This window comes from Mannheimia haemolytica, assembly GCA_900638155.1.
Taxonomy (GTDB): Bacteria; Pseudomonadota; Gammaproteobacteria; order Enterobacterales; family Pasteurellaceae; genus Mannheimia; species Mannheimia glucosida.
On the sequence record LR134495.1, the window covers coordinates 1543581 to 1565014 of the forward strand.

Sequence of the window (21434 nt, forward strand, 5' to 3'; positions counted from 1 at the left end):
GAGGTGATAAATAACAAAATTTTAACAAATTTTGTTTGTTTGGTGATTTTTAGACCAATTATTATCGAAAAAATTTCAGTAAAACAACAATTTCCGAATTAAACCTCTCTTGAGGCATATACTAAAAATCATAATTAAAACTTATTATCTATTTGATTTTAAACGATTTTTATATAATTTTATAAAATTTGTTTAAATTTTGTAGATAAATTTGCAGTGCAAGATAGCAAAAATAGGCAATTTTGTCTATTTTTGATAGATAGCTAATACCGCCATCATGTTCCGCTAAGATGAAAGAAATAAACCTAACCAATCATTTTTAACTAGAAATCTATCCCTAGCTGTTCAGCTTAAGGTGTTTAGCTAAGGTTTGAATTAATGATGGTCCTTGGTAAATCATTGCGGAATAGACTTGCAATAAACTAGCACCTGCATTCACTTTCTCCTGTCCACTCTCTAACGAATGGACTCCCCCACAACCTATAATTGGTATTCTCCCGCCCAACTCGGCAGATAATTTTGAAATTAACCTTGTACTTAATGAGTGTAATGGCTTGCCACTTAATCCACCCAGTTGTTCCGAATACGGTAATCCGGCAATACTTTCACGAGACAAGGTAGTATTGCCGGCAACCACCCCATCAATTTGGTAGCGAACAAGGCTATCGGCCACGGAAGCTATTTCTTCATCAGTTAAATCAGGCGCAATTTTTAAGACAAGCGGTCGATATTTCCCCATTTTTTGCGCAAGTTGTGCCTGCTCATTTTTGAGGTTTCGTAGTAAATCATCTAATGCCTCACCATATTGTAAACTGCGCAAATTTTTGGTATTAGGTGATGAAATATTTACCGCCACATAATCCGCATATTGATAAACCTTACGCAAACAAATTTGGTAGTCATCAAAGCTATGCTCAATTGGTGTAACCGCATTTTTTCCAATATTAATACCTAAAATACCACTATAGGTTGCATTTTTTACATTTTCGACTAAAACATCAACGCCTTTATTATTAAATCCATTGCGGTTAATAATTCCCTCTGCATCTACAATACGAAATTGCCTTGGTTTAGGGTTTCCGTCTTGAGCGAGAGGGGTGACAGTCCCAACCTCAATAAACCCAAATCCTAATTTCCCAAAACCATCTATCGCTTCACCGTTTTTATCTGCTCCGGCTGCAAGCCCTATTGGATTTTTAAACGTGAGTCCCATTACTTGGGTCGGATTATCGGGTGTTGGCAGAATCGAAAAAGGCGATTTTCCGGCTAAAGCAAGTGCCTGAATAGAGAATTGATGTGCTTTTTCCGCATCTAGTGCAAAAAGTAATTTACGAATCAGGGAATACATACAAATTATCTTAAACTAAATATAGTAGTGAACAGATATGAAAAACCCAATCTTTCGACTGGGTTTTTATCTCATAAATTAGGCATCAAACATTGCTGAAATGGATTCTTCATTGCTAATACGGCGAATTGCTTCTGCTAACATACCGGATAATGTTAAAACACGTACTTTATTTAATGCTTTAATCTCATTACTCAGTGGAATAGTATCAGTTACCACAATTTCATCTAAAGCTGGATTCGCTAAATTTTGTGCTGCAGTGCCTGAAAAAACTGCATGTGTGGCATAAGCAAAGACACGACGGGCGCCACGTTCTTTCAGCGCTTCAGCCGCTTTGACTAAAGTACCACCAGTATCAATCATATCATCAACCAAAATACAGTCACGATCAGCCACATCACCGATAATGTGCATTACTTGTGATACATTCGCTTTTGGACGGCGTTTATCAATAATTGCCATATCAGTATCATTTAATAATTTTGCCACCGCTCTTGCACGAACAACCCCGCCAATATCTGGAGAAACCACGATAGGGTTGACCAAATCGGATTTTTTCAAAATATCATCGATTAACACAGGGGAACCAAATACGTTATCTACCGGCACATCAAAGAAACCTTGAATTTGCTCTGCGTGTAAGTCGCAGGTTAAGACTCTATCTACCCCTACGCTGGATAAGAAATCAGCAATCACTTTTGCGGTAATTGGCACACGGGCTGAACGCACGCGTCTGTCTTGGCGTGCATAACCGAAATACGGAATCACTGCGGTAATACGACCAGCTGATGCACGGCGAAGCGCATCTACCATCACGATCAATTCCATTAAATTATCATTAGTTGGTGCACAAGTGGATTGCACAATAAAAATATCGCCTCCACGCACATTTTCATTGATTTGTACTTGAATTTCACCATCGCTAAAACGACCAACTGTTGCATTACCTAATGAGGTATAAAGATGTTTTGCAATACGATTAGCAAGTTCCGGAGTTGCGTTGCCCGCAAACAGTTTAATATCTGTCATGGATTGATCCTTAAGGTTAAGATGGTTAGATTTGGAATAACATTTGATGTAATGGCGAAATATTTTGCCCTTTCGCCACAAAACCGAAGACGGCTTCCGGTTTATGTGCAAAAACCTGCTCGGCTTCTGCTTTTGTTTCAAATTCGGCGAAAATACAAGCACCTGTGCCTGTTAGCCTAAACTGGGCATATTGTAACAATTCTTGTATAAGATCTTCAACCGCAGAATACTTTTCTCGTACAACTTTTTCGCAATCGTTTTCCCACGGTAAAGATAATAATTCGGCTAAGGGGCGTTTTGGCGTATTTCTAGGTAAATTCGGGTCGGTAAACACCGCTGCGGTTGAAATCGACACTTCTGGTTTTAGCACTACATACCATTTTTCTTGTGGATCACAAGGGGTTAACACCTCCCCCACGCCTTCGGCAAAAGCAGCCATACCTCTAACAAATATCGGCACATCAGCCCCTAAACTTAAGCCTAATTCTGCCAATTTTTCCAATGAAAGCTCGGTATTCCACAAGTGATTTAAACCGACTAATACTGTTGCAGCATTAGAAGATCCACCACCAACACCTCCGCCCATCGGTAGGTTTTTTTTGATTCCAATACGGCAGCCTTGCCTACAAGCGGTCGTTTTTTGCAAAAGTTTTGCTGCTCGGTAGATGAGATTGTCTTCATTGGCAACTCCCTCTATCGGATTGAGCAACGCAATCTCCGGACTATCCGTAACCTCAATCTCAATTTCATCGCCAAAATCTAAAAACTGAAACAGCGTTTGTAGCTCGTGATAACCGTCTGCCCGCTTATTGGTAATGTATAAAAACAGATTTAATTTTGCCGGGCTGGGTAAGGTGACTTTCTTCATTAATACGCCCATTTTTCAATGCGGATCTTCAATGTTTGAGTGCCGTTTTCAAGCACAATCAGCTTCGGTAAGTTTGGTACACGATCTTCGTGATACTCCACATAGCTTGCTTTCCAAAGCGTGCCATTAAGCGGATAACTAAATTGCGACAGCTGGCGTTTTTCATTCACAATATAGTTGCCATCTTTTTCAGGCAAGCCTTTTACCCAATAGGCAAATTGATCGATAGGAAACGAAACACCAATAATCTCTTGCATTAACGCATCAATATCACGATCAGAACGGCTATTACCCTCACTGTCTGAAACAGTTAAGCCTCGTTTATTACGCTCTAATTTTAGCGATTTAGTCGAGAGATTAGAGGAAAGTTCTAACCCAAATTGGGTTGGGTTGGTATAACGCCAGTTGAAATGAGAAGAAAAACGCTCTTCAGGCGAAATATAGCCAAATTGCCCCGTTGCAGTATAGCCTTGAATTTGGCTCAGTTTCGCTAAATGCTGCTGCCATTGTGGATCGTTATGCGGAATTTGTACTGTTGGTTGTTGCACCTCTGTTGGTGCATTTAACACCGAATTACAGGCAGTTAAAACCAGCAAAGCACTGAGAGATAAAAGTTTTGTCAGTTTTTTCATAGTGTCTAAATATTATTGTAGGGGCGAAAAATCTTTCGCCCTGTTTTTATCATTAATTGGGGAGAAACATATTTCTCCCCTACAAATTAGGCTCCGAATTGTAAACTATGGAGTTGTTTATAAGCCCCACCTTGTGCTAACAATTCCGTATGGCTGCCACGCTCGATGATATTTCCGTGATCGACCACCAAAATTTCATCGGCTTTTTCAATCGTTGATAACCGGTGTGCTATGACCAACACCGTACGATCTTTCTGTAGCACTTCAAGTGCAGATTGGATCGCTCTTTCTGACTCCGTATCTAATGCAGAGGTAGCTTCATCCAGCACAAGCACAGGAGAATTTCGCAGTAATGCACGAGCGATTGCCAAGCGTTGGCGTTGCCCACCAGAAAGACTTGCTCCGTTTTCACCGATCACCGTGTCTAAACCATTTTCCAGTTTTTCGATAAATTCCATTGCGTGTGCAGCTTTTGCAGCGGCAATAATTTCTTCTCGAGTGTATTTATCGGTGGCCGCATAGGCTATATTGTTGGCAACAGTGTCGTTAAATAAATGCACCTGCTGCGAAACCACTGAACATTGTTCTCTTAAGTTTTTTAAGCGGTAATCTTGAATGTTAATTCCATCAAGCAAAATTTGACCGTCAGTCACATCATAAAAACGGGTAAGCAAATTGGCAATAGTTGATTTACCCGAGCCGGAACGCCCAACCAATGCTACTGTTTTGCCTTTAGGAATGGTGAAAGAAATATTATCGAGTGCTTTTTCCTCTTTACCTTCATAACTAAAGCTTACCTTTTTAAATTCCACATTGCCTTCAGCTTTAGCAACGGAGATTAAGCCGTGATCTTTTTCAGTTTTTAAATCTAGAAATTCAAATAACGTTTGGCAGGCTGCCATTCCACGTTGGAATTGCGAGTTCACATTGGTGAGTGATTTTAGAGGACGTAACATTGCCATCATCGAAGAAAACACTACTGTGAATGAACCTGCGGTTAAATTCTCACTCATCACCTCGGGGAAGGTCGCAACATAAAGCACAGCAGATAACGCAAAAGAGGCGATAAGCTGTACCACACCATCAGAAATGCCATCAGCAGAAACGACTTTCATCCCTTTACGACGCATATCATTACTGACTCGATCAAAACGCGCTTTCTCAATTTCCTGCCCACCAAAGGAAAGTACAACCTTATGCCCTTTAAGCATTTGTTCTGTCGTGACAGTAAGCTCCCCCATTGAACTTTGGATATTGCGACTTAATTGACGAAAATATTTTGAAACGAAACTGATCAGTACCCCAATGATAGGAGCCATCACAAATAACACAATAGAAAGCTGCCAACTGGTATAGATCATCACCACAAACAATGACAGCAGATAAGCCCCTTCTCGCACAATAGTCACTAAAGAATGAGAAGCAGAACTTGCCACCATTTCGGTATCGTAAGTCACTCGTGAGAGCAAACGCCCGGTCGGGTTGTTATCAAAATAGCTTACCGGCATATACATTAAATGTTGAAAAATATGGCGGCGTAATGTCATTACCACCTTGCCTGACACCCAAGCTAAACAGTAACTAGCAATATAATTGGTAATACCGCGCACTAAAATAAAAACTACTACAAGCACCGCCATCAATTTCAGAAAATCATTATTAGCTTGCCCAAAGCCTTCATCTAGCAAGGGTTTGAGGAGATAGATAAGACTAGAATCCACTAATGCATTTAATACTAAAGCGACAGCACCTGTAATCAGACCTACTTTAAACGGGCTGATAGTCGGCCATAAACGCTTAAAGGTTTTAAGCGTAGAAAGATCTTTTTCTTGTGTTATTTGTTCTTGCATAATTCTCTATTTTCATTGAAAAATCACGGTATTGTACCTTGATTTCAGCCAGTTACCAAATAAGGTTTGAGATTTCACTGTTTTTAGTAACATAACGTGACGATAACGTTAAATATTAAAGGTGCAAATATAGAAGACAGCACACCACAAGCCACTAATGCGATAGAACTATAGCTACCGGCTTTCATACTATGCTCTAAGCATCTTGCCGTGCCTAATGCGTGGGAAGCAGCTCCCATACTTAACCCAATCGCCATCACATTTCTTACTTTTGCCAGGCGCAGAAGCGTAAAGCCTAAAATAGATCCCACTAAGCCTGCGATCATCACCCCAACCGCTGCGATTGCAACATTTCCATTAATTTCATTCGTAATAATAATTGCCATTGGCATTGATACCGATTTAGGCAAAATGGCGGCTAAGATCTCTTGGCTTGCCCCAAATAATAATGAAAACCCAAGCCCAGTTATCATCGTAATGATAGTACTAAACAGCAAAATCACGACAATCTGCCGCCATTTTTTACGGATATGGGGTAATTGTTCATAAAAAGGGTAAGCAAGTGCCACAACAGAAACGCCAAGTAAGTTATTCAAGGGGGAATTACCTTGATAATAGTCTTGGTAAGGGATATTAAAAATCAGTAATACACCAATTAGCAAAGCGAGTGCAATTAAGAAAGGGTTCAGAAAACTGCTCTTGAGTTTTTGGCTGATTTTCAAACCGGCAATAAACATGATTACCGTCAACACAGTGTAAAGATAGTTCATTTTACCCTCTCTTGTAATGAAAAATCCACTGTGCAAACACGCCAATCGCGACCACAGAAACTAAGGTGCTTAATGCCGTTGCCAATACAAAAGTGTTCAGATTTTGGCGTAACAGCTCAAGATGTTCGATGAGTTCGACACAAATCGGCAGGAAAAATAGTGTCATATAACGTGTGAGCGGTTTCGCGCTCGGTATCACCCATTCCACTTTAACAATGCCGATAACCAAGCAGCCGAATAAGATAAGCATACCTAAAATACTATCCGGGATCCCGATGGGGAATAGATAAACGATTAACTTGCCTAAATAAAGCATCACAAATAACAATGCCAAAGAAGCAACCATACGCAGCAATGTAGACAACATATAACTCCTCAACAAGCGGTTATTTTTATCCGTTTTTTTGCAAAAATCTGCAGAAATCTGACCGCTTGTAACCCTATTTTTGTTTCAAAAATTGAATAACATTCCCCAAATCTCTGGTGCGTCTAGACGGCGGTAAACTTTTCAAGAAAGTTTGCCCATAATTTCGCATCACCAAACGGGAATCGCAAATAATCACTACACCTCTATCGGTCACATCACGAATTAAACGCCCTACGCCTTGTTTGAGGGTAATCACCGCTTCCGGAATTTGAATATCGTTAAACGGATCGCCGCCCTGTATTTTACAATCTTCCATTCGGGCTTTGAGTAACGGTTCGTCTGGTGAAGTGAAAGGCAATTTATCAATAATCACCAACGATAAATCATCGCCCCGCACATCAATCCCCTCCCAAAAACTTTGGGTTGCCACCAATACGCTGTGATCTTCTTTCACAAATTTTTCCAATAACCGGCTTTTGCTGGTTTCGCCTTGCAACAATACATTTAGCGAACTGTGTTCGCGTAAAAAGTCGGCTAAACCCCGCATCATATAATAGGAAGTACAAAGCAAGAAACAACGTCCTTTATTTGCTTCAATCACCGGTTTTAATAATTGCCCGAGAGCAGTTAAGGTATTGGATTTATTAGTATCCGGCAAGTAGCGAGGCACACAGAGTAAAGATTGATTTTGGTAATCAAACGGGCTTTGTAACACCAACTGCTCCGCATTTTCGATGCCTAGCCGTTGGCAAAAATGATCGAATTTGCCACCAACTTCGAGTGTGGCTGAGGTAAACACCCAACCAATTTGCTGGTTCTTCAACTGCTCGCCAAATTTATCTGCCACCGTAAGCGGCGTAATATGCAGCCCAAAGGATCGCCCATTCGCCTCATACCAATAACAATAGCCGGTCACACCGGTATCCATTAATTTTTTAAGTTGAATTTTGACTTCTGCCAACCGCTCGAAAATTTTATCCAAGGTTTCCGACCGACCCAGCGATTTTTTTACCACTTCACTCAAAAAGTCAATATTTTCAGCCACTTTTACCAAGCCATCAACCACTTTTTTATCGCGAAATAACTCTCGCAAATTGCCACGAATCTGACCTTCTCCGCCCATCAATAATCGGAAATCTTGTACCACTTTCGTCAAGTGATCAGCTGCTTTGCCTAATTGAGCCAGATCTTTGAGTTCGGTGCGGTAAACAATATTGGTATCCTTACAAATATCAAATAATTGGCGGGAAGAAAGCGATTGCCCAAAATATTGGCTGGCAATATCCGGCAGTTGGTGGGCTTCATCAAAAATCACCAGTTCAGCTTCAGGGATCAACTCACCAAAACCGGTCTCTTTTACTGCCATATCGGCACAAAATAGGTGATGGTTTACCACGACTACATCCGCATCCATTGCTTTACGGCGGGCTTGTACCACATAACAATCTTTAAAATGCGGGCAATCCGAGCCTAAGCAACTCTCGGTGGTGCTGACTAACTGCGGTATAATCGGGCTATCTTCGGCAATGGTAATACATTCACTTAAATCCCCTGTTTTAGTGGAATTTTGCCATTTGCTGACTTTTTTCAAATCGGCAAGAACGGATTTATCCCCCAATACACCCATTGCGGTCACTTGATCTAAACGCTCTAAACACAAATAGTTCGCCCGTCCTTTGAGTAACGCAATTTTGCCTTTGTATTTTAGGGCTTTTTGAATAGTGGGAAGATCTCGGTTGAAAAGTTGATCTTGCAGGTTTTTAGAACCGGTCGAAAGAATGGTTTTCTTGCCTGAAAGTAGTGCCGGCACCAGATAAGCAAAGGTTTTGCCTGTGCCGGTCCCCGCCTCTACCACCACAGGTGTCGCAAATTTTACCGCTTTTGCGACCGCTTGAGCCATTTCAAGCTGTGCTTGGCGTGGGCGAAATCCACTGATATTTTGGCTAAGCAGCCCATTGTCGCTAAATGCGTGCTGAATTTTATCGTCGTATTTTGTCATTTAAAAACAGGCAAGCGGTCGAATTTGCAAAATATTTTACAAAAACAACCGCTTGTGAAAAGTTGAATATTATTGATTTTTGGAGATTTTATTCACCATATAAAGGCAACCTAGCATAAACAAAGCAATGATTGCCAAACCTGCTGTTAATCCTAAATTTCCTTCCATTATGCTGCTCCTTTTATCAGTATCCTTAACTTTCTGGCAATACTTAAACCACTATAAATACTCACCCCAAGAAAAATAAGGTTACAAATCTTCAAAAAAATTGATTCATTGCCATAGATTACCACAGGCACAGCCAAAATCGCAACTTTCGCTACATCTACCGAAATTTTAGCCCAATCGTCTAGCGTTTCTTTCTCTACCGGCGTTTTGAAAATACTTAACATTGAATACCTCCTTTTGGGCTTATTATTTAAAATTTGACAGCCAAAAACAAAAGGAGAAATTCATTTTTTCGATGCAGATCGCAAAATTAATTGCCGAGTAATAATCCATCGTCACTCAACTGCTCGTGGCGACTTTGTTGGAAAAGTTGTAACAGATCCGGCACGTCCATTTTTTGCCGTTGCTCCCCCGAAACATCAAACGCCACTTGCCCTTGGTGCAACATCACGGTTCTATCACCATAATCAAGAGCTTGTCGCATTGAGTGAGTTACCATTAGTGTGGTAAGTTTTTGTTCTCTTACAATTTTATTGGTGAGTTCCAGCACAAAATCGGTGGTTTTCGGATCCAGTGCTGCCGTGTGTTCATCTAATAATAAAATATTAGATGGCTGAAGTGATGCCATCAGTAAACTTACCGCTTGGCGTTGCCCACCTGATAAACGCCCCATTTGATCAGTAAGCCGATTTTCCAAACCCAGCCCTAACAGAGCAAGTTTGTCTTTAAATAACTCTCGCATTTGGCGTTTAATCGCAAAGCCCAACCCACGTTTACGTCCACGTTGGTAAGCAAGTGCCATATTTTCTTCAATCGTCAAGCTTTCACAGGTGCCTGCCATCGGGTCTTGGAAAACTCGGGCGACTTGATTTGCCCGTTGCCACGTTGTACTGCTATTGACTTTATTGCCTTGGATAATAATATCGCCACTATCAACCAAACAATCACCACTAATTGCATTGAGCATTGTCGATTTACCTGCCCCATTGCTACCAATTACCGACACAAATTCGCCTTGCTCAACTTTTAGGGATAAGCCTCTCAGCACAGGGTTTTCAATCGCAGTTCCTTTATTGAAGGTAATAAATAAGTTATTGAGTTCAATCATATTAACCTCGCTTACCGAGCAATTTGTGTTTAATTCGAGGAACCGCTAATACAATCACCACCAATAACGCTGTAATTAAATTCAGATCCTGTGGTCCAAAACCAATGCCGTTTAAGGTTTCATTATTTAGGGCAAGAGCGATGAAGAAACGATAAAGAATTGAGCCGATAATCACCGCAAAGGTAAGCCAAATAATCCGTTTTACCGAAAAAATCGCCTCACCGATAATCACCGCCGCCAAGCCAATCACGATAGTTCCTACCCCAATCGAAATATCAACACCACCGTTGCTTTGTACATACAAAGCACCGCCTAGCGCAATTAAGGCATTGGAAATCGCCATACCTAAAATCGTCATTTTATTAATCGCAATACCCTGTGCTTTCGCCATTCGGCTATTAGTACCTGTTGCCCGCACCGCCAAACCGATTTCAGTGGCGAAAAAGAGGTCAAACAAACCTTTTACGATAATAACAACCAGCAATGCCATCACTAATCGTACTAAGGCTAACTGTAGATCGCTTTCAATCGGCATTACATCGTAAATCGTGGTTTCGCCTAAAATAGCAATATTCGGCATTCCCATAATGCGTAGATTAATTGAATAGAGTGCGATCATCATTAAAATACTGGCTAGCAATTTCTCAATTTTAAAGCCGATATGCAAACTTGCAGTAACCATACCGGCTACTGCTCCGGCAAGCGTGCCGTATAAAGTTGCCAGCCAAGGATCAACTTGATTTAAAATGCTGATCACACACACCGCACCACCTAAAGGGAAACTGCCGTCTGCAGTCAGATCCGGAAAATCCAGAATTTTATAAGAAATTAATACCCCAAGGGCAACAAGGGCATAAATTAAGCCCAGCTCTAACGCCCCAATCCAAGTGATATTAGTTAAAAAGGCACTCAAAAAATGAATAAGACTGTCCATTTGTTTATTATAGTTAATGAAATCACACAAATGCACTACTATAGTAGTACAAATTAAAGTGGCATTTTACGCTATTTTCAAAATAAAATCAGCTAATTATTTGTATTTGCAAATTTTTCGCCTAAAACAACCGCTTGTCTCCAACATATTTCGTCTTTCCTACTTTTTCTTGCGTTAGCTCAAATTTAATTTTATTCATTGCAGTAAAATAAGCGAAACATTCTCTTCACTCAAACATTCTATGTTAAATAAATGGTTTTTAACTAAAAATGCTTTCCTTGCAGTCAAGCCTTTTAGTGCATTAAAAGATGCGCTTAATGCAGGTTATGGCAAACAACATTTAATCAGGGATATCATTTCAGGCTTAACAGTTGGCGTTATTGCTATTCCGTTATCTATGGCATTGGCGATTGCCAGCGGTGTACCACCACAGCACGGTTTATATACGGCGATTGTTGCCGGGATTGTGATTGCCCTGACAGGCGGTTCCAGATTTAACATTTCAGGCCCGACAGCCGCTTTTGTGGTGATTCTATACCCCGTCACGCAGCAGTTTGGATTAAGTGGATTACTCATGGCAACAATGCTTTCCGGAGGAATTTTAGTATTGATGGCATTACTCCGATTAGGACGGTTAATTGAGTATATTCCACTACCTGTCACACTGGGTTTTACCTGTGGTATCGGCATTGTAATTGCTACCTTACAAATCAAAGATTTTCTGGGTTTAAGCATTGAAAAAATGCCCGAACACTATCTTGGCAAGCTAGAGGCTATTTTCTCAGCATTGCCGACCCTAAGTTGGGCTGATAGCTTAGTGGGTATCGTAACATTGTTGGTTTTAACCCGTTGGCATAAGCTACGACTACCCATTCCCGGGCATTTACCCGCTGTCTTTATCGGCACGCTGTTATCATTATTGCTGATGCATTTCGGACAAAACGTTGCTACCATCGGCTCAGCATTCCACTACACACTCTCTGACGGCACCACAGGGTATGGTATTCCAAGCGTATTACCTGAATTTGTATTACCTTGGAATCTCCCGAATGCGGAAGGAAATCGGATAGATTGGAACTTAACCACCATTCAAGCCTTATTACCGGCTGCCTTTTCAATGGCAATGCTTGGGGCTATCGAATCGTTATTATGTGCGGTAGTGTGCGATAATATGACCGATACCAAGCACCACTCTAACAACGAACTATTAGCCCAGGGCTTAGGTAATATTGCCTCGCCATTTTTAGGGGGAATTACCGCCACAGCAGCGATTGCGAGATCGGCTGCCAATGTTCGTTCCGGGGCAGTTTCCCCTATTTCTAGTGTGGTTCACGCCTTATTAGTTTTATTCGCCCTACTCTTTTTGGCTAAAGCACTTTCCTATTTGCCCCTTTCCTCAATGGCTGCACTATTATTGGTGGTAGCTTGGAATATGGCAGATATTCCACAAATCATTCAACTTACCCGCCGTTCAGGTAAAAATGAAATTGCGGTTTTACTAACTTGCATTACCCTCACGGTATTATTTGATATGGTGATTGCTATTACGGTAGGGGTGTTACTGGCAAGCCTGCTATTTATCCGTACTATTGCAGAAATGACGAAATCCTTTGAAATGGCTCACCCAACCGATTTGGATAATGTATTGGTTTATCGTATCAGTGGCCCGTTATTTTTTGCTGCCGCTGATAATCTCTTTGCCGATTTACACAATAAAACCGTACATACCGATCAGCAAATTAAACATATTGTGCTGCAATGCGATGCCGTGACGGTATTAGACGCCGGTGGTATTCACGCCCTCACCCGTTTTGTACAACATATGTTGCCACATCAACAACTTCATCTCTGTAATGTGCAATTTCAGCCAATGAGAATGCTAGTCCGCTCACAAAAAACGGTAAACGAAATCCAGCAAATTCAATTCAGTAGCGATCTTGAATCTGCCTTCGACAAAATCAGACAGGCTAACTAGGAATAACTCCAGATATAAAACAAGCGGTCATATTTTCCAACTTTTTGCAAATTGCAACATTTTCCGAAAATATGACCGCTTGTGTTGAACGTTAACCTTTAGCCAAAATCTCTTTTAAGAAGCGTGCTGTGTGAGAGCGTTTGTCTTTTGCCACTTCTTCCGGTGTACCGGTGGCAATAATTTCACCGCCTCCGCTGCCACCTTCAGGTCCGAGATCGACAATCCAATCTGCGGTTTTAATCACATCTAAATTATGTTCGATCACCACAATGGTATTGCCTTGATCACGCAGGCGATGTAGCACGCCGAGTAACTGTTTAATATCGGCAAAATGCAAGCCGGTGGTCGGTTCATCTAAAATATAGAGCGTTTTGCCGGTGTCTCGTTTGGAAAGCTCGGTAGCTAATTTCACCCGTTGGGCTTCACCGCCTGAGAGCGTGGTGGAAGATTGCCCTAAACGGATATAAGATAACCCTACGTCCATCAAGGTTTGCAACTTGCGGGCAATCATCGGCACAGGGGCAAAAAACTCTCGCGCCTCTTCCACCGTCATCTCTAACACTTGGTGAATGGTTTTGCCTTTGTAGCGAATTTCCAAGGTTTCACGGTTATAGCGTTTGCCTTTACAGTGATCGCAAGGCACATACACATCAGGCAAGAAGTGCATTTCAACTTTAATCACGCCATCACCTTGGCAGGCTTCGCAACGTCCGCCCCGTACATTAAAGCTGAACCGCCCTACGTTATACCCTCTGGCTCGAGCTTCTTGCGTGCCGGCAAAAAGTTCACGGATTGGCGTAAATAATCCGGTGTAAGTTGCCGGATTTGAGCGAGGCGTTCGCCCAATCGGGCTTTGGTCAATATCGATTACTTTGTCAAAATGGGACAAGCCGTCAATCGATTCATAAGGGGCAACATCGCTGTTTTCCGCTCGGTTTAACGCATTCTGTGCCAGAGGGAATAAGGTGTCATTAATTAAGGTTGATTTGCCCGAACCTGATACCCCTGTGATACAAGTAAATAAACCAACCGGAATCTCTAATTTCACTTTTTTCAAATTATTACCGCTTGCACCCGATAAGGTGAGCAATTTAGTTGGATCATAAGGCACACGTTGAGCCGGAATATCAATTTTTTGTTTGCCAGAGAGGAATTGTCCGGTAATGGATTCCTCAATTTGCATAATTTCAGCCGCCGTACCTTGTGCAATAACTTGCCCGCCGTGTACACCGGCTCCCGGGCCGATATCCACAATATGATCTGCGGCTCGGATCGCATCTTCATCGTGTTCAACCACAATCACGGTATTGCCTAAATTGCGTAAATGCACCAAAGTATTCAATAGGCGTTCATTGTCTCGTTGGTGCAAGCCGATAGAAGGCTCATCCAGCACATACATTACCCCTACTAAACCCGCACCAATTTGGCTGGCAAGGCGAATCCGCTGAGCCTCGCCACCAGAAAGAGTTTCTGCCGAGCGGGAAAGCGAAAGATAATTCAAGCCAACATTCACCAAAAACTGTAGCCGTTCACGAATTTCTTTGAGGATTTTCTCGGCAATTTTTTCTTTCTGACCGGCTAATTTCAGCTCTTCAAAAAAGGTTAATGCCTCGCCGATACTTTTTTCCGAAACCATCGGCAAATTGGTTTGATCTAAGAATACATAACGGGCTTCACGGCGTAACCGTGAGCCTTCACAATCCATACAAGGACGATTATTAATATACTTCGCCAACTCTTCACGCACCGAGTTTGATTCGGTTTCTTTATAGCGGCGAGCCATATTATTCAACACCCCTTCAAAGGCGTGTTTACGTTTGACCTTATCGCCTCGGTCATTGACATAAACAAACTCAATCTCTTCTTTAGTGCCGTTTAAAATAATGTTTTGGTATTTTTTCGGTAGCTGCCCGAATGGCGTTTCTAAATCAAAACCATAATGCTCGGCAACGGCTTTTAATAGACCAAAATAGTAGAAACTACGGCGATCCCAGCCTTTGATCGCCCCGGCAGCTAATGAAACCTCTTCATTTTGCACCACTTTTTTTGCATCAAAAAACTGCTCAACGCCCAAGCCATCGCAAGTCGGGCAAGCCCCGGCAGGGTTATTAAACGAGAAAAGGCGTGGTTCTAATTCGTGTAAAGAGTAACCACAATGCGGACAAGCAAAGCTGGACGAAAACACAATTTCTTCTGCATTCGGGTCATCCATATCCGCAATAATCGCAGTAGAGCCGGATAAATCTAACGCTGTTTCAAACGATTCCGCCAAACGGGTGGCGAGATCAGCCCTGACTTTAAAGCGATCCACCACCACTTCAATGGTGTGTTTTTTCTGCAATTCTAATGCCGGCGGGTCGGATAAATCGCAAATTTCACCGTCAATTCTAGCCCGCAAATAGCCACTAGCAGTCAAATTTTCCAATAATTTTACGTGTTCGCCTTTACGCTCTTTCACCACAGGAGCAAGCAACATCAATCGTTTGCCTTCCGGCTCTTCCAATACTCTATCTACCATCTGCGAAATGGTTTGAGCAGCTAACGGCACATCGTGATCAGGGCAACGAGGCTCGCCTACTCGAGCAAACAATAAACGTAAATAGTCGTGAATTTCGGTTACCGTTCCTACGGTCGAACGTGGGTTATGAGAGGTCGATTTTTGCTCAATCGAAATCGCTGGGGAAAGTCCTTCAATATGATCCACATCAGGCTTTTCCATTAAGGAGAGAAATTGGCGGGCGTATGCAGAAAGCGATTCCACATAACGGCGTTGCCCTTCCGCATAAAGCGTATCAAATGCAAGAGACGATTTGCCCGAGCCGGAAAGACCGGTAATTACAATGAATTTATCTCTCGGCAAAGTTAAGTTGATGTTTTTTAGGTTGTGCGTTCTTGCTCCGCGAATATCGATATGTTGCATATTTTTAATGTCCAGTGCTATTTTCTCAATTTTCGATCATTATCGCATATTTTAATAAAACTGTACAAAATATCAGTTTTTTGGTGTTCATCTTTTGGATTTTGAGGTAGAATACTTGGTAAATTTTAGTTTAATTTAGCAAACAGAGGATTTTATGGCTGGTATCAATAAAGTTATTATTGTCGGTAATTTAGGTAACGACCCGGAAATGCGTACAATGCCAAATGGCGAAGCGGTTGCAAATATTAGTGTAGCAACTTCAGAAAGCTGGACAGATAAAAACACCGGTGAACGCCGTGAAGTAACCGAGTGGCATCGCATTGTTTTCTACCGCCGTCAAGCAGAAGTATGCGGACAATATTTGCGTAAAGGTTCGCAAGTTTATGTAGAAGGTCGCCTACGCACCCGTAAATGGCAAGACCAAAACGGGCAAGATCGTTACACTACCGAAATTCAAGGCGATGTATTACAAATGCTCGGCAGCCGTCAAGGTAACGATATGGGCGGTCAGCCAGGCGGTTGGGGAAATTCTGCTCCTGCGGGTAATAGTTACAATCAAGGCAACAGCAATTATGGCTACAACCAAACTCAAAGTGCTGCACCGCAATCTAAACCGGCACCACAGCCTGAACCGGCAATGAACAATTTTGATGATGATATTCCGTTCTAATCAAAGTATTGACTTAAGTAGCTCATGGGTTCCATACACCGCATTTCGATGAAATAAAAAGCTACTCATATAAAGCGCCCCTACCTTACTCAAAATAATAGGGAACACTTATTACTTGGAAGTGTTCCCTATTAATTAATAAATCCACTTTTCATTCGATTAATAAGTAACTTATTGACAGATTTATTATTGCCCCATTTCTCACATAAATGGCTAAAGTTCCCATCTATACGGGTTTATAAATACAATATTTTGAGAAAAATTGATATAGGAAGATAATAGAGAAATTCTTAATAGTAAATAAGAAAAGATATTAGAGTGGTGCCAGTGGTCGGACTCGAACCGACACGCTTTATGGGCGGCGGATTTTGAATCAAGTGCGTAGAACTGTTCAAATAATATTCGCAAATACACACTTACTACGATGTATCCAGCCAATACATCCACTAGGATTTTCTGTCCGAATTCCAGACGATCCTGATCTTACACATTCTTTCAAGTTTGTAAAGCCTGATAATGATTTTATAGTATATTTTTTACAGGTTAGATTACAAATATAATATATACTAGCTTGACTTTAGGAGATAATCATTATAATCTGATTGTCAAGGTGGCGTTACCTTAATAACGCAATGAGTTGTTGGCTCATCGTCAATCTGATATTAATCTAGGATGTAAAGGCCTAGCGGTGGCAGGCACCAGAAAACTCTGATACTAATCTAGGATGTAAAGGCCTAGCGGTGGCAGACACCAGAATAAACCAACATTTAGGCCCACTTAATTGTGGGCTTAATACTTTATGAAAGAAGCAAATATGACTAATAAATTTACTGGATACAAAAAACTAAGCATTAATGACTTGAAAAAATTTGAGTATAATTTAGAGCATATAAGAAATGCCGCAATCTTTTTCAAAGATCATTTTCTTAGTAAAGAAATGATATATAGTACTGAAAAAGAAAGTACATCCGTTATCTTTCAAAGAAGCAATTTTATGCACTTGTGCGGAATATATTATGAACCCGGTGCGAGTGAATTTTTTAATCTTGCCTTATTAAAACAAATAGACCTAAATAAGGTTTATATAAAAAATGATGGCACAACATTCCAAAAGTTGTCTGTTTTAAGTTCTATAGATTTTTTAATTAATCCAGAGATAACTTTGTCATCAGGTGCAATTTATTTAAACCTTTCTTTTGATAAAGCTCTTAGAACTAAAACCAGAGTCTTTGCTCTCACATTGATAAATGACAATCACTTATTTATTCCACAATCTTTACTGAATCTTAGGACCATGAATGATTTCCCTAAGGGTAACAAAATTATTGGTATAAAATCAGTTCATTTAGAAGATAAAACAGAAATCATCTACTTATAGAAAAAAGAATAAGAGAAATTATATTCTCCCATTTTTATTTTATCAGAGTAAATTCACAATCTTGGGCATTTGCATTATCAAGGCAATACTCAAAGGAGCTCAATCTTTGATAAATCATCAACGGAGAAGTCAATTAAGGCACTTGCAAGAACATTTAAGGATAGTGATCATACTTATGGGAAGCTCAGGAACTTCTCAGAAGCTCCGCTGTTTCTTGACTCAAAGTCATCAAGATTAATTTATTAGCTGATTTGGTTTCCTATGCCATATTTAGGCATTATGAACATAATGATAGCTCATTTTACGATCTTATAAAGAATAACTTTGATCATCATAATGGACGTATTCACGGTTTATATTTACGAAATACAGAGGATATAATCCCATAAGTATGAAGTATAGAAGGGCGATATCCTCTCTAATAATAAACTCTCTCAACATTTCTATGTCATACTCAATATATCAGAGCTTAATACTAATATCGTTATGCATTGACAATTTCTGAATGACATAGATATTTTCCGGTTTCTTCATTAATTGAGTAACAGCGGTATATCAAAATCTATATAGTACCTAAGAAAGGCTTACTTGCTTAGAAATATATTAAAAAATATCTTTTAGCTTATTTTGAAGCATATCTTACTATCTTATGAATACATAGGGGAAAATATTCTAAATTTATTCTAGCGATATACAGAGCTTTATCATTAATAGTATTAAGGGATTTACATCTAATTTTTAGATGCTCTAGATAGTCTTTCTACCATATGAAGAATTGTCGTTTTATCTTGTTCTGAGCTATTTCTATAATAGCTTAATAAAATTTCTTCTTCTTTAGTAATGCTTAATCTTTCTCTAATTCTCAATACCCCACTATTGAGCAAAACATTTTTTATATCAGAAAGTATTTGATTTAGAAATTTTTCATTTTCTTTTTGAATATCATCTATCAATTCCTGTTTCAATGCCAAAGTTTCCTTAGTTACTCCTAAACTAGTTTGTACAGATTCTGGCATATCATACACGTAGTATTCAAAAACATTACCTTTCACTCCAGAGACACGCCGTCTACGCCATTTATCTTTTTTAGCATATAAGATTATACCTTGTGGTGTTGAAGGGAGCCCTCCTACATCTAAAAGCTCTTTAAGAGTATACCATTCTTTCATATTACCTCATTGACTTTATTTTAAATTTAAGTTAAATTTAACTTAAATTGAATTAACTTTAACTTAAAAGATCAAGGCTAATTCAAGGAGATCTAGTCTACATTAAATTGAGTGCTATTTGAAGATCGCTTATCTAAATGAGGTTTTGTATGAGTTTTGAACAATTATTGCATTTATTTTTCTTAGAACGGAATCATAGACCTGCCACTATACGTTCTTATCAAAATGTAATAGCGCAGATTGTTAAATTTTATCCAGATAAAGAACCTGAACAAATATCTAAGCTTGACTTATTAGAATGGAGAAAGTATTACCTCAATAAAATGAGCCCAATTACTTGGAATAGTTATATCAGACATCTTAAAGCTATTTTTAATTATGCTATAGATAATGAGCTATTTGAGTACCCTAAAAATTTATTTAAAGGCCTTATGGTAAGACCTGATAAGCCAAAGAAAAAACTACTAACAGAAAGGCAAATCCATTTTTTAGAAATCTCTTTGGAAAATGAGGAGAAATTACCTCATTATTTACAACCTGCTTATTTTACTAAAGCTTTAATCTACACTTTAAAATATACAGCTATCAGACAATCCCAGCTATTACAGCTAAAAATTTCTGATATCGATATGACAAGCAAAATTATAAATATAAGAGCTGAAACCAATAAGAATCATGAACACCATGAAATTCCAATTTCAGATAAATTATATCCATACCTAAAAAGATTGATATTAGAATCAAGAGCTAGAAGCACTAGTTCAGATGAGCAGTTATTTAACATTAATCGCTTTTCATTAGTTACTACATCAAGAAATAAGAAAATGACAGAAGGACAACTAGTTCATTTTTTTCGCCATATTTCTGAATTTATAGGATTTACAGTAACTTCACATCGATTCCGACATACAACTGCAACAGAAGTCCTAAAGCAATCAGGGGATATCTATGCAGTGAAGCAATTACTTGGACATAAAGATCTCACTGTAACTCTAACATATATTCACAATGATCCTGAAATGCTAAGAAAACATGTCAATTCGTTGTAGAAATGATGCTACATAGATAAAATAAGGGACTGACGTAGATTAGTAAGTATGCTAGTCTACGTCAGCCCCGATTTTTTAATTAATCCAGAGATAACTTTGTCATCGGGTGCAATTTATTTAAACCTTTCTTTTGATAAAGCTCTTAGAACTAAAACCAGAGTCTTTGCTCTCACATTGATAAATGACGATCACTTATTTATTCCACAATCTTTACTGAATCTTAGGACCATGAATAATTTTCCTAAGGGTGACAAAATTATTGGTATAAAATCAGTTCATTTAGAAGATAAAACAGAAATTATTTATTTATAGAAAAAAAGTGGGAGAAATTATATTCTCCCATTTTTCTTTTATCAGAGTAAATTCACTGTCTCTCTCAACATTTCCACATCGTGCTCAATATAACCTAGTGTTACGCTGATATCCTTATGCCCTAGAAGTTTCTGAACCACATAAACATTTTCGGGCTTCTTCATTAATTGAGTTGCAACCGTATGTCGAAATCTATGTGGTGATGAAGTAAAACCGACCAAGTCAGAAATATGCCGAAATATATGCGTAAGCTGATTTTGGCTCATTGGCTGTCCTCTTCTTCGAGAGCATCGAGAAAATAAATTGAGATTGAACAATTGGCAATTATCTGTTTGTTTTCTGATTTTTAACTCTGTAATAAGCCTTTCTATATGAAGATAAAGTGAATCTGAAATCGGTACGATATGGTAATCATGATTTTTATTGATTTCTGGCGAAATATAAATCGTCCTGTTGGAAAGATTTACATCACCAATTTTCAGTTTCACTAATTGTCCTCGCCGAATGCCTGTACATCTCAATGTCATAATAATCGCAAGAATAAACCAACTTGGTTTTAGAAAATCAGGTAATAGAATGTTATTATTGAGTATGTGGTCTATTTTATGTAATTGTTCGGTTGAATAAGTTTTCTTTCTTCTTTTTGATTCACGAATAAATAACTGATTAAATGGATTTTGATTTATATTGAGTACCCCTTGCGATAGACCAAAGTTATATAACGATTTTAAATGTCTGACATAATTATTCCATGTTACAGCTTTGATTTTATCGCCAACAATTTGATTACGCCATTCAATTAGCATATCAGTGGTAATCTCATTTGCATTTAACTTTGGGTAACGTCTTTTGATAATTCGGATTACATTATTATAGCTCCGCTTAGTA

At 39.5% G+C, this 21434-nt stretch carries 18 protein-coding genes; 4 read left to right on the forward strand and 14 right to left on the reverse strand.

The window, feature by feature from the left end:
• Positions 1-337: 337 nt before the first annotated feature.
• The 11 genes from pyrD to EL242_RS07595 all read right to left on the reverse strand — a co-directional run bounded on the left by pyrD (position 338) and on the right by EL242_RS07595 (position 11073).
• Positions 338-1348 (reverse strand): quinone-dependent dihydroorotate dehydrogenase, encoded by a 1011-nt coding sequence (gene pyrD, locus EL242_RS07545; RefSeq protein ID WP_126302146.1) that lies wholly within the window; start codon positions 1346-1348, stop codon positions 338-340.
• Positions 1349-1426: 78 nt separating this feature from the next.
• A complete protein-coding gene (locus EL242_RS07550; RefSeq protein ID WP_006250220.1) occupies positions 1427-2377 on the reverse strand; it encodes a ribose-phosphate pyrophosphokinase in 951 nt (316 codons plus the stop codon).
• Between the two features lie 25 nt (positions 2378-2402).
• Positions 2403-3257 carry a 4-(cytidine 5'-diphospho)-2-C-methyl-D-erythritol kinase gene (ispE, locus tag EL242_RS07555; RefSeq protein WP_172595357.1) on the reverse strand — a complete coding sequence of 285 codons (855 nt, stop codon included), beginning with the start codon at positions 3255-3257 and terminating at the stop codon, positions 2403-2405.
• Positions 3245-3877 (reverse strand): lipoprotein insertase outer membrane protein LolB, encoded by a 633-nt coding sequence (gene lolB, locus EL242_RS07560; RefSeq protein ID WP_126302148.1) that lies wholly within the window; start codon positions 3875-3877, stop codon positions 3245-3247. The genes ispE and lolB overlap by 13 nt, the downstream gene beginning before the upstream one ends.
• Before the next feature lie 86 nt (positions 3878-3963).
• Positions 3964-5727 carry a lipid A ABC transporter ATP-binding protein/permease MsbA gene (msbA, locus tag EL242_RS07565; protein WP_126302149.1) on the reverse strand — a complete coding sequence of 588 codons (1764 nt, stop codon included), beginning with the start codon at positions 5725-5727 and terminating at the stop codon, positions 3964-3966.
• A gap of 83 nt (positions 5728-5810) precedes the next feature.
• Positions 5811-6497: an LrgB family protein gene (locus EL242_RS07570; RefSeq protein ID WP_126302150.1), complete on the reverse strand. Its 687-nt coding sequence runs from the start codon at positions 6495-6497 to the stop codon at positions 5811-5813.
• 1 nt (position 6498) lies between these two features.
• A complete protein-coding gene (locus tag EL242_RS07575) occupies positions 6499-6864 on the reverse strand; it encodes a CidA/LrgA family protein (RefSeq protein WP_126302151.1) in 366 nt (121 codons plus the stop codon).
• A gap of 73 nt (positions 6865-6937) precedes the next feature.
• Positions 6938-8863 (reverse strand): ATP-dependent DNA helicase, encoded by a 1926-nt coding sequence (locus EL242_RS07580; protein ID WP_126302152.1) that lies wholly within the window; start codon positions 8861-8863, stop codon positions 6938-6940.
• 167 nt (positions 8864-9030) lie between these two features.
• Positions 9031-9255: a hypothetical protein gene (locus tag EL242_RS07585; RefSeq protein ID WP_126302153.1), complete on the reverse strand. Its 225-nt coding sequence runs from the start codon at positions 9253-9255 to the stop codon at positions 9031-9033.
• A gap of 86 nt (positions 9256-9341) precedes the next feature.
• Positions 9342-10139 carry an ABC transporter ATP-binding protein gene (locus EL242_RS07590; RefSeq protein WP_126302154.1) on the reverse strand — a complete coding sequence of 266 codons (798 nt, stop codon included), beginning with the start codon at positions 10137-10139 and terminating at the stop codon, positions 9342-9344.
• Between the two features lies 1 nt (position 10140).
• Positions 10141-11073 (reverse strand): ABC transporter permease, encoded by a 933-nt coding sequence (locus EL242_RS07595; RefSeq protein ID WP_126302155.1) that lies wholly within the window; start codon positions 11071-11073, stop codon positions 10141-10143.
• 241 nt (positions 11074-11314) lie between these two features.
• On the opposite strand from EL242_RS07595, the gene dauA reads away from it, so the two are divergent.
• Entirely contained in the window at positions 11315-13048 is a 1734-nt protein-coding gene (gene dauA / locus EL242_RS07600; protein ID WP_126302156.1) for a C4-dicarboxylic acid transporter DauA, read from the forward strand.
• Positions 13049-13139: 91 nt separating this feature from the next.
• Here dauA and uvrA read toward each other — a convergent pair whose 3' ends face one another.
• Positions 13140-15968: an excinuclease ABC subunit UvrA gene (gene uvrA, locus EL242_RS07605; RefSeq protein WP_126302157.1), complete on the reverse strand. Its 2829-nt coding sequence runs from the start codon at positions 15966-15968 to the stop codon at positions 13140-13142.
• Between the two features lie 154 nt (positions 15969-16122).
• Between uvrA and EL242_RS07610 the strand changes: the two genes are divergently transcribed.
• Entirely contained in the window at positions 16123-16638 is a 516-nt protein-coding gene (locus EL242_RS07610) for a single-stranded DNA-binding protein (protein WP_126302158.1), read from the forward strand.
• 814 nt (positions 16639-17452) lie between these two features.
• On the forward strand, positions 17453-18016 hold the full coding sequence (locus tag EL242_RS07615) for a PBECR4 domain-containing protein (RefSeq protein ID WP_223667064.1): 564 nt from the start codon (positions 17453-17455) through the stop codon (positions 18014-18016).
• Positions 18017-18747: 731 nt separating this feature from the next.
• Here the strand turns inward: EL242_RS07615 and EL242_RS07625 are convergent.
• Positions 18748-19185 carry a DNA-binding protein gene (locus EL242_RS07625; RefSeq protein ID WP_012340802.1) on the reverse strand — a complete coding sequence of 146 codons (438 nt, stop codon included), beginning with the start codon at positions 19183-19185 and terminating at the stop codon, positions 18748-18750.
• 149 nt (positions 19186-19334) lie between these two features.
• On the opposite strand from EL242_RS07625, the gene EL242_RS07630 reads away from it, so the two are divergent.
• A complete protein-coding gene (locus EL242_RS07630; RefSeq protein WP_126302159.1) occupies positions 19335-20234 on the forward strand; it encodes a tyrosine-type recombinase/integrase in 900 nt (299 codons plus the stop codon).
• 353 nt (positions 20235-20587) lie between these two features.
• Here the strand turns inward: EL242_RS07630 and EL242_RS07640 are convergent, their stop codons facing one another.
• Positions 20588-21400: a tyrosine-type recombinase/integrase gene (locus EL242_RS07640; RefSeq protein ID WP_373419113.1), complete on the reverse strand. Its 813-nt coding sequence runs from the start codon at positions 21398-21400 to the stop codon at positions 20588-20590.
• Positions 21401-21434: the final 34 nt, after the last annotated feature.